At 48.0% G+C, this 13,794-nt stretch carries 12 protein-coding genes and 1 riboswitch; of the genes, 2 read left to right on the top strand and 10 right to left on the bottom strand.

The annotated features are described in order from the left end of the window. Positions 1–28: 28 nt before the first annotated feature. The 8 genes from SPK40_RS07755 to SPK40_RS07790 form a co-directional block, all read right to left on the bottom strand. Positions 29–1,225 (bottom strand): NnrS family protein, encoded by a 1,197-nt coding sequence (locus tag SPK40_RS07755; protein WP_330960040.1) that lies wholly within the window; start codon positions 1,223–1,225, stop codon positions 29–31. A 104-nt stretch (positions 1,226–1,329) separates the two neighbouring features. Continuing rightward, entirely contained in the window at positions 1,330–2,193 is an 864-nt protein-coding gene (locus tag SPK40_RS07760) for a DUF2861 family protein (RefSeq protein WP_248142335.1), read from the bottom strand. After that, positions 2,190–2,858 carry a response regulator transcription factor gene (locus tag SPK40_RS07765; protein WP_248142334.1) on the bottom strand — a complete coding sequence of 223 codons (669 nt, stop codon included), beginning with the start codon at positions 2,856–2,858 and terminating at the stop codon, positions 2,190–2,192. Before SPK40_RS07765 ends, SPK40_RS07760 begins: the two co-directional genes overlap by 4 nt. Continuing rightward, the gene (gene vxrA / locus SPK40_RS07770) at positions 2,833–4,272 is read right to left on the bottom strand and encodes a sensor histidine kinase VxrA (RefSeq protein WP_248142333.1); all 1,440 of its coding nucleotides are present in this window, start codon (positions 4,270–4,272) and stop codon (positions 2,833–2,835) included. Before vxrA ends, SPK40_RS07765 begins: the two co-directional genes overlap by 26 nt. 211 nt (positions 4,273–4,483) lie before the next feature. After that, positions 4,484–5,863 carry a Re/Si-specific NAD(P)(+) transhydrogenase subunit beta gene (gene pntB, locus SPK40_RS07775; protein ID WP_330960041.1) on the bottom strand — a complete coding sequence of 460 codons (1,380 nt, stop codon included), beginning with the start codon at positions 5,861–5,863 and terminating at the stop codon, positions 4,484–4,486. Between the two features lie 14 nt (positions 5,864–5,877). Beyond that, entirely contained in the window at positions 5,878–7,416 is a 1,539-nt protein-coding gene (gene pntA / locus SPK40_RS07780; RefSeq protein ID WP_330960042.1) for a Re/Si-specific NAD(P)(+) transhydrogenase subunit alpha, read from the bottom strand. A 383-nt stretch (positions 7,417–7,799) separates the two neighbouring features. Beyond that, positions 7,800–8,081, bottom strand: coding sequence for an HlyU family transcriptional regulator (locus SPK40_RS07785; RefSeq protein ID WP_330960043.1), 282 nt, complete (start codon positions 8,079–8,081; stop codon positions 7,800–7,802). Between the two features lie 217 nt (positions 8,082–8,298). Next, on the bottom strand, positions 8,299–8,490 hold the full coding sequence (locus SPK40_RS07790; RefSeq protein ID WP_330960044.1) for a hypothetical protein: 192 nt from the start codon (positions 8,488–8,490) through the stop codon (positions 8,299–8,301). A gap of 542 nt (positions 8,491–9,032) precedes the next feature. On the opposite strand from SPK40_RS07790, the gene SPK40_RS07795 reads away from it, so the two are divergent. Beyond that, positions 9,033–9,701 carry a hypothetical protein gene (locus SPK40_RS07795; protein ID WP_330960045.1) on the top strand — a complete coding sequence of 223 codons (669 nt, stop codon included), beginning with the start codon at positions 9,033–9,035 and terminating at the stop codon, positions 9,699–9,701. 296 nt (positions 9,702–9,997) lie between these two features. Beyond that, positions 9,998–10,208: riboswitch (FMN riboswitch) on the top strand. 147 nt (positions 10,209–10,355) lie between these two features. After that, positions 10,356–11,045, top strand: a complete 690-nt coding sequence (gene ribB / locus SPK40_RS07800; RefSeq protein ID WP_330960046.1) for a 3,4-dihydroxy-2-butanone-4-phosphate synthase — start codon at positions 10,356–10,358, stop codon at positions 11,043–11,045. A 275-nt stretch (positions 11,046–11,320) separates the two neighbouring features. On the opposite strand, the gene SPK40_RS07805 is transcribed toward ribB, so the two are convergent. Both SPK40_RS07805 and SPK40_RS07810 read right to left on the bottom strand, forming a co-directional pair. Beyond that, positions 11,321–13,123 carry a bifunctional metallophosphatase/5'-nucleotidase gene (locus SPK40_RS07805; RefSeq protein WP_330960047.1) on the bottom strand — a complete coding sequence of 601 codons (1,803 nt, stop codon included), beginning with the start codon at positions 13,121–13,123 and terminating at the stop codon, positions 11,321–11,323. Positions 13,124–13,308: 185 nt separating this feature from the next. Beyond that, a complete protein-coding gene (locus SPK40_RS07810; RefSeq protein WP_330960048.1) occupies positions 13,309–13,701 on the bottom strand; it encodes a VOC family protein in 393 nt (130 codons plus the stop codon). Between the last annotated feature and the right edge of the window lie 93 nt (positions 13,702–13,794).

Consider the following 13,794-nt stretch of genomic DNA (forward strand, 5'->3'; position numbering starts at 1 on the left):
GGGTGTGTCACTTTCAATTCATTTGCGCCTACCCTGGGTGCCCGTCCGGACGCGCGCGCGTTAAAATGGGCCAGAAGACCACGGCAAAAATCCCGAAAGATAGCGACCACAATAATGCTGATAAAACATAAGCCTGCATAGTGAGCGATGGAAAGAACGCAATCAGTAAAGTTCTGACACACAGTGCAAACACCAAAGCAACAAATGCCAGCTGTATCCATTTTCCAGTCTGCAAGATTCGACCTGTATGCCCTAAGGAGACACGCGCTATCATCGCCAGCACCATACAACCAATACCACCCACCGTCAGTACATGTACTGCGATACTGTAACTGACTGATTGCGGCATCAATTGCGACAAGCCTATCAGCAATACGCCCAGTATTGTGGCGTAAAAAGCCAGATGTAACATCCAGAGCAAAGGAATTCTGACAGTTTTCAGACTGCGCCACCGCAAAATACGCGGAATTTGCGCCAATGCTGAAACCACACACAGCCAGCCGAACCAAGATGAAGGCAACTCAGGGTTTATCACCACAGCCGCAAGAAAAACCAGCCACATAGGCCAAAGTGCAAGATGTTCACACCATGGAATACGTGTAATCGGCTCTGTTTGCGTTCCTCTGGCCGTGAAAAACGGAATCACTCTCCCTCCCATCACAGACATCAGTACCGCAATTAACAGAACGATTTGCAATGCAATACCTCTTAGCCCAACCGTTCCCCAGCCCAGGGTGACACCATGCATGCGAATATTCAAAAATAGCAGCATACACAGAAGCGGCACAAAAAACAGGTTTCGCCACTGTCTTCTGACCATGATAGGAATTGCAAGATAGCAAAGGGCAAGGATGAGCCATGCCTGATCGATGATCATCCATGCGAAATGCGGTGAAGCAAGCAACAAAAGAAAACGTGCCGCAAGCCAGGCAAAAAAGATGGATGCCAGCTTCCATCCATTTACTCCGGGCACCCCTGTCCAGTTTTGAACGGCCGTCAAAAGAAATCCGACAATCATGGCGCCCGTAAAACCGATCAACATCTCATGAGCATGCCACCAAATAGGATGACCATACATCGGGAGTAGCGCGTTACCTGACCAAAACAGCGCCCACAGTAACATTGCAACGACTGAAAACAGGCTGGCTGACAGAAAGAACGGCCGGAAGGCCAGACGAAAAAACGGGGGGATGCGAAGTGCTGAGGCTTTATCAACGATCTGCATACATCATCTCGGGTGACAGCAAAACGTCAATCTTATCATGTGCGCCAAATTCAGGTTTGATTCAGCACAAAAAACCAGGACTCATTCGTCCTGGCTTTCAATGTTCAAAAATCCGGATAATCGACAGGTCGGGTGATACGCTGAATATCCAGGATCGAAATATCGCCCTGCCAGCGGCTCTCGACCAGACCAACACTCAGCCAATATCGACCATCAGGTACATCAATCGCCGGCAAGCTGGTCGGCAGTTTCCCATCCACATCCTGAGTCCAGATAGGAGTCCAGTTTGTATCATTTAAATCAAACAGACTCATAGACAATACCGGGGACGGACAAGTCGTATTCGGCAGCACTTCCCGCTCGATTCGCCAGTTTTTACTGTCTTTCCAGCCAATCTTTTGTTTGGGATCAGGCTTGGTCAATATGACCCAGGAACTCCAGCGCCTGTCGTTGTCTGCTGAGATTGTCAGTTGATACAACCCCGCGGACAGCGGTTCATCTAAACGACGTGATTCAGACACAAACAGTCCGCTTTCCGAAATTGTCGGATTCGGGAGCTGAAAGTCGCTGTTCGGCCAGCGGGAAAAGGTAACGCTCAGTTGCTTTTCCCGGGTAATACCGGTAATCGACAGTCTCAGCAAAACCTGATTCAGGTTCTGTATGACTTCACGGCGAATCGCAACTTTCGACAACCACTCCGGCAAACTCCTTTGTTTCAAACTGAAACCACAATCTTCTGTGATGGCAAGCTCCAGTAAGTCATTCAAATTCGCCTGCTGTTCATCCGTCGGGTTTTGCTGCCATGCCTGGACCATGGTGTCGAAACTGGCCGCCGTATTTCCCTCCAGCAATCGCTGATGGGCAACGGTATACAGGTCCTTTCCCACAAACCACTTTGCAGAAGCCTGAGGGGCGATCAACATCCAGGCGACCACCCCTAAGACAGGAGAAACCCACAACGACTTCATTCTTGCGGCGCTTTCATCCGGTAGCCGACCCCACGCAGCGTCTCGATTTCGATGCCTGGCAGCTTTTGACGGAGCTGCAGAATGTGGGTGTCGACAGTTCGCGTTGTCGGGTAATGGTTGTATCCCCAGACTTGATCCAATAATTCATCGCGGGTGAACACTCGGCCGGAATGTTTCGCAAGGAAAACCAGCAGTTCAAACTCCGTTCGGGTCAGCGTGACTGACTCACCTTTCTGCTTCACTTCCCGGCTTTCAAGGTTGATCAGGGTTTCACCAATCGAAATAATATTCGCGTTTTGTGGCTCTGAGTCGCCATTACGCAGATGCACTCGAATCCGGGCTAACAGTTCTTCTTCTGCAAAAGGCTTGGTCAGGTAGTCTTTAGCACCAGAATCCAGGCCGATGACTTTATCATTCACAGAAACCATCGCCGTTAACAAAATAACCGGTACAGACTTCAGCTTTAACCAGTCTTCGAGGTAAGACAGAGAGTCACCTTCCGGTAACTGGCGATCCAGAACAACCAGATCAGCATTTGGCCATAGCGGTGCCACGTTGGTTGCACAGTCAGCGTACAGACATTCATAGCCTGCTTCTTTCAAACATTCGAGCAAACCATCAGCAAGGTTGCGGTCATCTTCAACCAGTAGCAGAGTTTGATTCACACGGTATCTCCAAAATAAAAGTGGTTGGCGGACCTATCAGTTTCATCCGCCCGCCCATTCGACGGATCATCGATTCAACGATTGTCAGTCCTAATCCAAGGCCCTTTTCACTCACGAACGGCTTTCTCAGCCGGGCCCAATCCTTGCTACCTAAACTTCCCTGGTCTTTGACGATGACAATCAGCTTTCCATCTTTGAACGATGACGTTAATTCAATCGGTGCTTTTCCGTATTTTTGAGCATTGGACAGCAAGTTATCAATGCAGGTTCCAAGCCAGTACATATTGATGTTTACCGCACGGTCATCAGTAAGTGACAGCGTCACATCATAAGGTTCAGCAATAAAGTCAATCCATTCATTAAAAGACTCGAGATGCTGAACACTCAACTCCTGATGATTCGCCTGCAAGTAATCCTTACTGGCCTCAGCCAGTTGCCGCAAACGCCGTGAGTCTTCAGTTAATCGCCTGAACTCATCATATAGGGTTTCAGGCAAAGCATCAAAGTGACGACGGAATCCTTCCACCGTCATGCTCAGACTTGCGATGGGTGTTCGAAGCTCGTGAGTCAGAATTTGCAGAACCAGCATGCGCTCCTGCAATGCCCGACGACGGATTCGCCAACGGTACATGACCCACCCCATCAGCAAGCCGATATTCACAACCAAAAGGCCTGCTAGAAGATAGGTAGTCAAATGAGATTTATCTTCTTCCTGCCAGCAGATATTACCGCTCTTGACCAGACAAAAATCAGTCGCGATCAGGCGGGTAAAGTGCAAATCATGCTGAGCTAGTGCATGAGCCCAGGTTGGTTGATCGTAAATAAAGTATTCGTTGCCATTGCGAATCCAGAGCTCTCCATTGGAAACAAAAGCTTCCGCGCCGGCAATAAACACCCGAATTTCTTCACTGCTCATGCGCTGCAAGCGCCCAAGCACAGTATCTGTTGCAGCCAGTTCCCTTTCCTGAATATGAAGGTACGGCTCCAGTTCTTTTTGCCGGTTCGGAAATTTCTCTAGATAGCGGGCAGCATAACTCCCGCCACCGGGATGAATATACCCCGCCCGCACAAACCAGCCTCTGGGTAAAACCGTGTTGTTACACATCGCGCGTGTGAACACCACCGGATGAGTCACCAAGGGACTGACCGGCCATGGTCCCTTACAGGTTTCCATACTCTGATAAAGGTGGCGCAGTGCAGCCAGCGGATACTTAGCCGATTGGGGTAAAAGACTGGATGGCAGCAATAAAGGTGTCGGATAACGGCTTTGTAACTGTCGAAAATCGTATGTCGCTAAGGGTTTACTGGATAGCAGCTCAGCACGGGCCGCTGCCATACGATCAGGCAAGCTTTCCGTCTCTGCACGAAGACAGCCAGTAAACAATAAAGAAATAATCAAGACATACTTTTTCATAGCGCGACAGTGTAACACTCACTTCACCCGGTTTGTCAGAAAATTGTCATGAGATCAGCTAACTATAAGGGCTTGGACAAAAATCGTCATGAAATTCGTTTATGACCATTTCGAAGAGGTTGGTTACCCCCGGGAGACCAGAGAGCCTCTTTGTCACAGACATAAAAACGCCGCTCTGTGAGCGGCGTTTGTCATTAGCGAACATCACTTCTTAAAGAAAGCGCGCAATATTCTCTACACTTTCTTTCGCATCCCCAAACAACATCTGTGTATTGTCTTTAAAGAACAGCGGGTTCTGAACACCTGCATAACCGGTATTCATTGAACGCTTGAATACAATCACATGCTTGGAATTCCATACTTCCAGCACGGGCATCCCTGCGATTGGACTGCCTGGATCTTCCATCGCCGCCGGGTTCACCGTGTCATTTGCACCAATAACCAATACCACATCTGTTTCCGGGAAATCGTCATTAATTTCATCCATTTCCAGGACGATGTCGTAAGGTACTTTGGCTTCAGCAAGTAAAACATTCATGTGGCCAGGCAGACGACCTGCGACCGGGTGAATACCAAAGCGAACATTGACACCTTTCGCACGGAGCTTTTCTGTAATCTCGTGGACAGGATACTGCGCCTGCGCTACAGCCATACCATACCCCGGCGTGATAATTACAGAGCGGGCATCTTTCAGCATTTCAGCCACTTCTTCGGCAGACGCTTCGTGATGTTCACCGACCTCTTCATCACCTGAAGACACAGCACCATCAGTACCAAATCCACCTGCAATCACACTGATAAACGAGCGGTTCATTGCCTTACACATGATGTATGACAGAATCGCACCAGAAGAACCAACCAGCGCACCCGTCACGATCAACAGATCATTTGCCAGCATGAAACCCGCTGCCGCAGCTGCCCATCCTGAATATGAGTTCAGCATGGAAACGACAACTGGCATATCAGCCCCACCAATGGATGCCACCAGATGGTAACCAAAGGCAAACGCGATCAGCGTCACCAGAATCAGCGGGAAAATGGATGGTTCCGGGTCAACAAAAACAATCAGTAAAAAGACAGAGACCAGAACAGCAGCCAGATTCAGCTTATGCCGGTGCGGCAACATCAGCGGTTTGGATGACATGGTGCCACGCAACTTACCGAATGCGACGACAGAGCCGGTAAAGGTTACGGCACCGATAAACACACCCAGGAAGATTTCAACCAGATGAATGTTTTGCATGGCACCCGATAATGGCTCGCCGTGATCGAGAAAAGTATTAAAACCAACTAAGACCGCTGCCATCCCCACGAAACTGTGAAGAATCGCGACCAGCTCAGGCATCTGTGTCATTTCAACTTTCTTGGCATAATGAATACCAATCGCACCACCGATAATCATCGCCAGAATAATCCAGCCTGTACCGGCAGATTCCGGACCGAAAATGGTCGCAATCAGTGCGATGGCCATCCCGACCATCCCAAAATAGTTACCAGACCTAGCGGATTCCTGCTTGGATAAGCCCGCCAACGACAAAATAAAAAGGACAGCAGCAACAATGTAGGCCGCTTGTACAATTCCTGCAGACATTGGTGACAACTCCCTTACTTATCTTTACGGAACATTTCAAGCATCCGCTTGGTGACTGTAAAACCACCAAAGATATTGATACTTGCAATGAGAACAGCAATAAAGGCAAGGAAAGACACGGCGCCAATTCCCTGACCAATTTGCAACAGCGCACCGACAATGATGATGCCGGAAATAGCATTCGTGACCGACATCAATGGCGTATGCAGCGCATGCGTGACATTCCAGACCACGTAGTATCCAACCACGCACGCCAGAACAAAGACCGTAAAGTGAGAAAGGAATTCTGCCGGAGCAGCGTTCGCGACCCAGCCGAACAGTAAAATCCCTACAGCCATCAAGCCATACTTCTTCGCTGGCGCCATGGGCGCTTTTTCAGCTTTGACAACTGGCTGAACGGCTTTCGTTTCTTGCTGCGGTACAGCGGAGACTTTAATCGGTGGCGCTGGCCAGGTCACTTCACCGGCTTTCACAACAGTCAGGCCCCGAAGCACTTCATCATCAAAATCGATATTGATGTTTCCGTCCTTCTCTTTACACAGCAACTTCATCAGATTCACTAAGTTTGTTGCGTAAAGTTGGGAGGACTGGTTCGGTAAACGGCTGACCATATCGGTGTAACCGATAATTTTCACACCATTTGGCGTTGTAACAACTTTATCTGCCTCGGTATAAGCACAGTTACCACCATTTGCAGCAGCAAGGTCAACGATCACACTGCCCGGTTTCATGGAGTCAACCATTTCCTGAGTGATCAAACGCGGGGCGGGACGGCCCGGAATCAGTGCCGTTGTGATGATAATATCGACATCTTTCGCCTGCTCAGCATATAAACGTTCTGCAGCACGGTTAAATTCGTCTGACATTTCTTTGGCATAACCATCGCCGGTGCTGGTATCTTCCTTAAAATCGACTTCAAGGAACTCAGCGCCCATCGATTCAACCTGCTCTTTTACTTCAGGACGAACATCGAACGCACGAACAATAGCACCCAGGCTACCGGCTGCACCAATGGCTGCCAGGCCAGCAACACCAGCGCCTGCCACCAGAACTTTTGCCGGCGGAACTTTACCTGCAGCAGTAATCTGGCCGGTAAAGAAGCGACCAAATTCATGGGCAGCTTCAACGACAGCACGATAACCAGCAATATTGGCCATAGAACTCAGTGCGTCGAGCGCCTGAGCACGTGAGATACGCGGCACTGAATCCATTGCCATGACATTGATATTTTTACTGGAGAGTTTCTCCATCAATTCAGGATTCTGGGCCGGCCAGATAAAGCTGACCAGACTGGCTCCGTCTTTGAGGCGATCAATTTCATCAAAAGTTGGGGCATTCACTTTGAAAATCAGATCTGATTGCCAGACCTCATCCGCAGAGACAACACTGGCACCAGCGGCCTCAAATGCGGCATCATCAAAACTCGCATGTATACCAGCATCGTGTTCTACTGCGACACTGAATCCCATTTTCAACAGCTGCTCAACCGTTTTCGGCGTCGCAGCAACTCGCGTTTCATTCGCGAGGCTTTCTTTAGGCACACCTATCTGCATCGTTATTCCCTGAACAGTAGCAAAATTGTACACATTTCGTTTCCAGTGCTTCACAACACTGCCTGAAGCGAAAGGAACAAATACAACACTCTTTAATTTGAGACTAAAAAACGGATGTGATTCGCTTCCGTTGAAGTGAATGACATCAATGACTCACGGGCAGAACTACAGTTCTGAGCTGATCTTCAGATTCCGACAAAATGACCGAAGCTTCATTGATCAGCATCACCACTATCTACCGTTTTCTCCCAACAAATACCCGGGGCTAACCACTGGTTTCACCTGAATGGCTGAAACTGTGGCCCGGCAACCCCTGAAAAAGTGCCGGCCTCTAAAGCTGGTTGTCACGTGTTGCCATCACTCCTTTTTGACAACACGATTGCTTACCGGAACATGGCCTCACCAGTCTGATCGATGAACATTTTGGCTTTATTCAACATCAAAGACTTTGCATCTTCTTTACTCGCGAGTAAATCCGAACGAATAAAAGAATGCGTCTTCAATTCACCATCACATTCTTTGCAAATCCGACCCGCAATACGAAACTGACCACCTTCAGCAATTGGCTCAGGATAAATCAAATATCCCTTGTATTCTTCCGGTGTTTCTTCAACGGGCTGCGACTGAATGGGTTGCTTTCCAAAGAGTTTTGACCAAAAACCCACGAAGATACTCCTCTTCGATTGAATGCATGACACTATCATGCCATATGCTTCTGTAAAATAAACCCAACCAGATGAAAATCTGATAACAATGATGAAAATGTTCTAACTCAGAGAGATAGATGCTGTTTTACGGAAGTTTTCAGATAAGAAAAATTCAGCATAAAAAAACGCCGACCCTAGGTCGGCGCTTCAGATGTTCTCTTCAGGACATTCTAACTTAACGAATCAGACCAATGTCTTTTTGTAAGTGAACCGGAAGCTGAGAAACCTGATAGGTCTTCACAGAGTCCTGACGAGGGAATAAAACGTCCAGCGCGTGTGCAATCAATCCTTTGATATTCAGCGAATAGGCTTTTTTATCCATTGCGTCCTGAGTTGCGATGGTATTGTAGTGCATTGCCTGTGCCATGATTGCCTCTCAAAAATTTGGTTAGTTGTTGTTCTACAGGGCAAATACTAACCGCTTGATTTTTGAACTGAAAATGACATTTTTTCCCAAAATGGATAAGAAAAACTAATCTGTTAACCAAAGGTTTCAAGCTCTGAAATGGTAAAAAATAAATACGCTCAGAGAGTGAATAATCTGTCGCAAAATGGTATCTATTTATGCCTATTTAGCGTATTGCACGTGATTCACCAAAGCCAAAATCACATTACATTAACAATAAAAAAGGTTTGAACATGTTAGCCCTGCTTGCGAGACACTCATCAATCTTATTAATCCTTGCAGCCTTCACAGGATTTATCTTTCCGGATATTTCTTCTGCCATATTCCCCTTCCTTCCTTATATTCTTTTCTTTCTGATGCTATTTACGTTAATTGGAATAAAACAAGGCGACCTCATCAGATTATTATTTCAAATCAGGACTTGGTTATACGCGTTTTATCATGCAGCTTTACTCTCAATCTTCACTGCCGCCACAGCGTACATTCTGAGTGCTTCAGACACCTTGATTCTTGCGATCACTGCAGTTGCAGCGACAGGTTCTTTGTTTGCCACACCAGCTATTGCCCGTTCAGTCGGATTAGATGTCATGGCAGCCATGGCCATGACAATTGCCACCACCCTGTTGATGCCAGTGGTTCTGTACATGAACCTGGTCCTGTTCCAGCAAGATAGCTTTCAACTGGATTTACTCAGTTACTTTCAGCGTCTGATGATCTTTATCTTTGGTCCGATGCTGTTATCGGCTCTGAGTCATCGCTATATCCCGAACCAGATTCTGAAACGTGCCCACAGCAAAATAGCTCAGGTGACAATTCTGCTGGTCCCTGCATTCCCGCTGGGACTGGTTGCAGATTTCCGTAATCTTTTTGATGACTCATGGCAACAGGGGTTACTTTACTTTGGTTACGGGATGGCCATTTGCGTTGTATTTTTTGTGACAGGCTTTCTTTTATTTATGCGACGAAGCCTGCAAGACGGCCTGTTAGCGGGGATTACTTCTGCAAACCGAAATGTGCTTTTAACCTTTACCGTGGCCGGATCAGCGCTTGGACCCGATTATCTGCCTCTCATTGGCGCTCTGCAATTGCCTATCTATACCATGCCGTTAGTCGTGAAATGGCTGGGGAACAGTTTATTCTCTGGACCACGGAGCCAGTCATCCGCTACGTAATCAGCACGTTATCAAACAGGCTGTGTATCACCAGCACGGCCTGAAAGCCCCCAAAACCCTTTCAGCAACACGACAATGAATCTTGAACTGGCAACGTATTCGCTCCGATAATTACTCAAGAACCTGCCAATGTCAGATCCGGTCATAGATTTGAATTATCATGTCTGCTTATTTCCCCGACGAAAGACCGTTCGCTTTTCAAGCAAATCATCCATAAATCATGTCGTTAAGATCATGAATCGCTCAGAATGTGAGACTTGTCTTGCTCTCTGGTGAGAAACTTCATTATTATCAGCAGGTATTCTCAGGGCGGGGTGAAATTCCCCACCGGCGGTAACTGTTGAAAACAGCAACTCATAACACACTGTTTTCACGGAAGCCCGCGAGCGCTTCATCGCTGTCACACTTTGGTGTGGATGAAGGTCAGCAGATCTGGTGTAACCATGCATCCTGAACGTATGGTGAGTCCAGAGCCGACGGTTATAGTCCGGATGGAAGAGGATCAGCGGGGATTTTCTCTTGCTTTTACAACAGATCAGTGAGTCTGTGACTTGCCTGATCGCGCTTTTCTGTAAAGCTATTTCAGCCTTGGCTGAAACGCTGACTTGTTGCGCCCTGATTCTGGTAACGAAAAATCATGTTGGAGTTAATACCATGAATCAGTCTTTACTTTCCCCTTTCGGTTCCGCTTTTGAGCGGGTCGAAGCCGGTATTCAGGCCATTCGGGAAGGCCGTGGTGTCCTGGTCGTCGACGATGAAGATCGTGAAAACGAAGGTGATATTATCTTTGCTGCCGACACACTCACCGCTGAGCAAATGGCACTGATGATTCGCGAATGTTCCGGTATCATTTGTCTCTGCCTGACCCAGGAACGGGTTGATCAGCTTGAATTACCGATGATGGTTAAAAATAACACCAGTGCAAACCAGACTGGTTTTACCGTCACTATTGAAGCTGCAGAAGGCGTCACCACCGGAGTCTCCGCAGCAGATCGCGTCACCACGATCAAAGCCGCTATCGCAGAAAATGCAAAACCGGAAGACTTAAACAGACCCGGCCATGTGTTTCCCCTGAAAGCCAATCCCGAAGGCGTACTGGGACGCCGGGGCCATACAGAAGCAACCATTGACCTGATGCGTCTGGCCGGACGTCAGCCATTTGGCGTACTTTGCGAGCTGACCAATCCAGACGGTACGATGGCCCGTTTACCCGAGGTCATTACCTTTGGGCAGAAGCATCAAATGCCGGTGTTAACTATCGAAGACTTGGCCGCTTACAGGCTGGCACAACTGGCGGAGTATCACGAAATTGAAGAAGTGAGTTCTGAGACTACTTGCGCCTGATCACTGAATCAACAAAACAGAGACCGTGACCTACGGTCTCTGTTTATATCCCGCTGACTGGCGTCCAGTACATCAGTGCGCTCCAGGCCACCACCCATACCCCAATCAAAAACGCATCCATCCAATCACGATTCATCACTACCCCCTGACTAACTGACTCATCAAGAAGAAGTCGACGGAATAGCCGGAGGCATTAAAAATTGATTAGGATTTCACCTTCTGCCATAAAAAAGCCTGACTCAATCGCCAGGCTGAATGAATGACGCACGAATGAATTAAGCCGCGCCTTGTTCCTGTTCGTGAGCTTCACACTCGCAAGGAATATAAGTGATGAGATCGTTCTGAGGTGCAGAGAGAAGCTGTTGTTCCCGCGCATAACTTTCAAAGGCTTCTGCCATCGTGCAGTCCAGTGAAACCGGCGCCATTTCACAATCTAGCAACGCTTGATAACCTTCTTTTCCTGTCGCGGTGTAACCGGAAGAAACTGAGGTATACACTTCATCATCCCGAAGCGGTTGCCACTGGCCATTTTTGAAGAACTCCAGCGCTTCAATTCGCTGTCCTTTCAGCTGACAACAGCGATACGTGAAACGTAAAAATGCGGTATACGGGAAACTGCCGGTTCCGGTACCTTCCACGCCATTATCCACGGCATTATCAATGGCACCTTCCAGTGCTTCCCGTACCTTGACCCCTTTCACCTGATAAACCATCAGTCCAATCGCAAAAGGAAGCAGCCGGCCTGCAATATCAGCAGATGAGATCGGCCCCGGATTGAGTGACGTTCTCACCCCACCAGCATTGTGAATCCCGAAATCAACATCATATCCTGCAAGACGCCCCTGGCGAACAAAGCTTTCCACCACCAAAGGGGCAATCGCGCTGCCGCCATGACTGTCCGGTACACGGACATGACGCAGCGTTTCAGTGATATCCGCGACATGATTCGTCTGACGCTCGCGAACAGCTGGCCGGTAATCCAGATTCAGAATATTTTCGATCACCGGATCTTTGGCACACATACTGATGTTGGTTTGTTCTTTCAGATAGTTTTTGACCGCTTCATGACAGTCCGGGTCCAAATGCTCATTCCGGGTTGCATCCAGCGTGAACTGGCGTCCCAGCAACAGCTGATTACCGCCGCTGACCTGCTCAACGGTACCATCAGCAGCAAAATCTATATGTATCTGACCCAGAGCGAGTGCATGGCACCCTGCCTGAACAACACAAGTACCATTCACCTGAATTGCGTACTGATCCGTTTCGCCGTAACCGATATTGGTGAAATCACCCTGCATGGTATGGGTATGACCGCCGATAATGACGCCCAGACCATCAATCTGCGCTGCCAACTCCAAATCCCGTTCGTATCCCAGGTGGCTGAGCAGAACAATTTTATTGATTCCTTTCTCACGCAAAGCAGCAATCGTATTTTCTGCCACTTGTACCACTGAACGGAAAGAGGTATCCGGATCCGGATTGGCGATTTTATCCATGTTTTCGATCGTCAGACCAAAAAGCGCAACCGGCTCACCCTGCACCTCTTTGACGATATATCGTGCACAGCCAGGGATGTTGTTGTATGCATACAGATTGGACTTGTCGCGCAACGGGTTCCGCTTTGTCTGATCTTCCTGACTGAGATCCCAGTTACCCGCCATCATCGGAAAGTTCACCTGATCCAGAAAATCTGCCACCAGCGAATTGCCCATATCCAGCTCATGATTCCCCAAAGCCATGGCTTCAACCCCGACAGCATTCAGTAACCGGGCATTCGCCTGTCCTTTAAACAAAGAAAAGTACAAGGTTCCCTGGAAGCAATCGCCAGCGTGAACAAACATAAATTCACGCCCGTTCAGGTAAGCATATTTTCTGGCTTCTTTTACCGCCGTAGATACCCGCGCAAAACCACCGCAGCTGGCGTACACCGTTGTCTTCCCGTGGCTGGCACTTTCTGTCAGAGAATGAGGATGAATGACATGCTCAGGTAATGTCAGCAGCACCGCAGAAGGTTCAAAGTGGGAATGTGTATCGTTGATATGAGCAATGGTAATTTGAGCTTTATTGTTTTGGGTCATACAGGCTTGGTGTTCTCCATGAATGTTGCAGTCGGATATGATTGTTATCACATAATCCTTAGAATCATACAGCAAAGGTTACGAAGAAGGGGATGAATATCTCATCTGTCATGAAAATATCATCATTTACTCTGGCAGAATACACAAAAGGCAGCGGATATGCTGCCTTTTGAATCCCGGCACAATTATTGATAATGCCCGTGGCGCTGAAGCACTTCAATCTTATAACCGTCCGGATCCAGGACAAAAAAGAAACGTGCAATTAACTGTCCGTCCCGGGAGAACTCTTTGATATCTAATGGTGCATACCCCAGTGCTTTGAATTTTTCATGCTCTGCATCCAGATCATCGACAGCGACTGCAATATGACCATAACCACTGCCATGGGTGTAAGACTCTGCCCCTTTATTCCACGTCAGTTCCAGTTCCATATCGTTTTCATCATTTCTCAGGTAGACCAGACTGAAGTCATCAAAGTCCAGACGAGAAGAAATGTCTAAATCCAGTGCCTGCCTATAAAAAGCCAGCGATTTCTCCAGGTCGTGTACACGCACCATGGTGTGAATAATTTTTGCCATCAGCCAACTCCTGATTATCCGGCACTTGTGCCCGTGTTTAAGTCTTGTAAATACAAAGCCATTGCCCGTGCTTTCATATCTGGCGGACTATAA

It is taken from the genome of Photobacterium sp. 53610 (assembly GCF_036409375.1).
Taxonomy (GTDB): Bacteria; Pseudomonadota; Gammaproteobacteria; order Enterobacterales; family Vibrionaceae; genus Photobacterium.

Bases quoted from the DNA above. Each gene is read 5' to 3' on its own strand.
- SPK40_RS07810 (WP_330960048.1), bottom strand. From the start codon at position 13,701: ATGGCAAAAATTATTCACACCATGGTGCGTGTACACGACCTGGAGAAA.
- SPK40_RS07755 (WP_330960040.1), bottom strand. From the start codon at position 1,225: ATGCAGATCGTTGATAAAGCCTCAGCACTTCGCATCCCCCCGTTTTTT.
- SPK40_RS07790 (WP_330960044.1), bottom strand. From the start codon at position 8,490: ATGGCACAGGCAATGCACTACAATACCATCGCAACTCAGGACGCAATG.
- pntA (WP_330960042.1), bottom strand. From the start codon at position 7,416: ATGCAGATAGGTGTGCCTAAAGAAAGCCTCGCGAATGAAACGCGAGTT.
- SPK40_RS07805 (WP_330960047.1), bottom strand. From the start codon at position 13,123: ATGACCCAAAACAATAAAGCTCAAATTACCATTGCTCATATCAACGAT.
- SPK40_RS07760 (WP_248142335.1), bottom strand. From the start codon at position 2,193: ATGAAGTCGTTGTGGGTTTCTCCTGTCTTAGGGGTGGTCGCCTGGATG.
- pntB (WP_330960041.1), bottom strand. From the start codon at position 5,863: ATGTCTGCAGGAATTGTACAAGCGGCCTACATTGTTGCTGCTGTCCTT.
- vxrA (WP_248142333.1), bottom strand. From the start codon at position 4,272: ATGAAAAAGTATGTCTTGATTATTTCTTTATTGTTTACTGGCTGTCTT.
- ribB (WP_330960046.1), top strand. From the start codon at position 10,356: ATGAATCAGTCTTTACTTTCCCCTTTCGGTTCCGCTTTTGAGCGGGTC.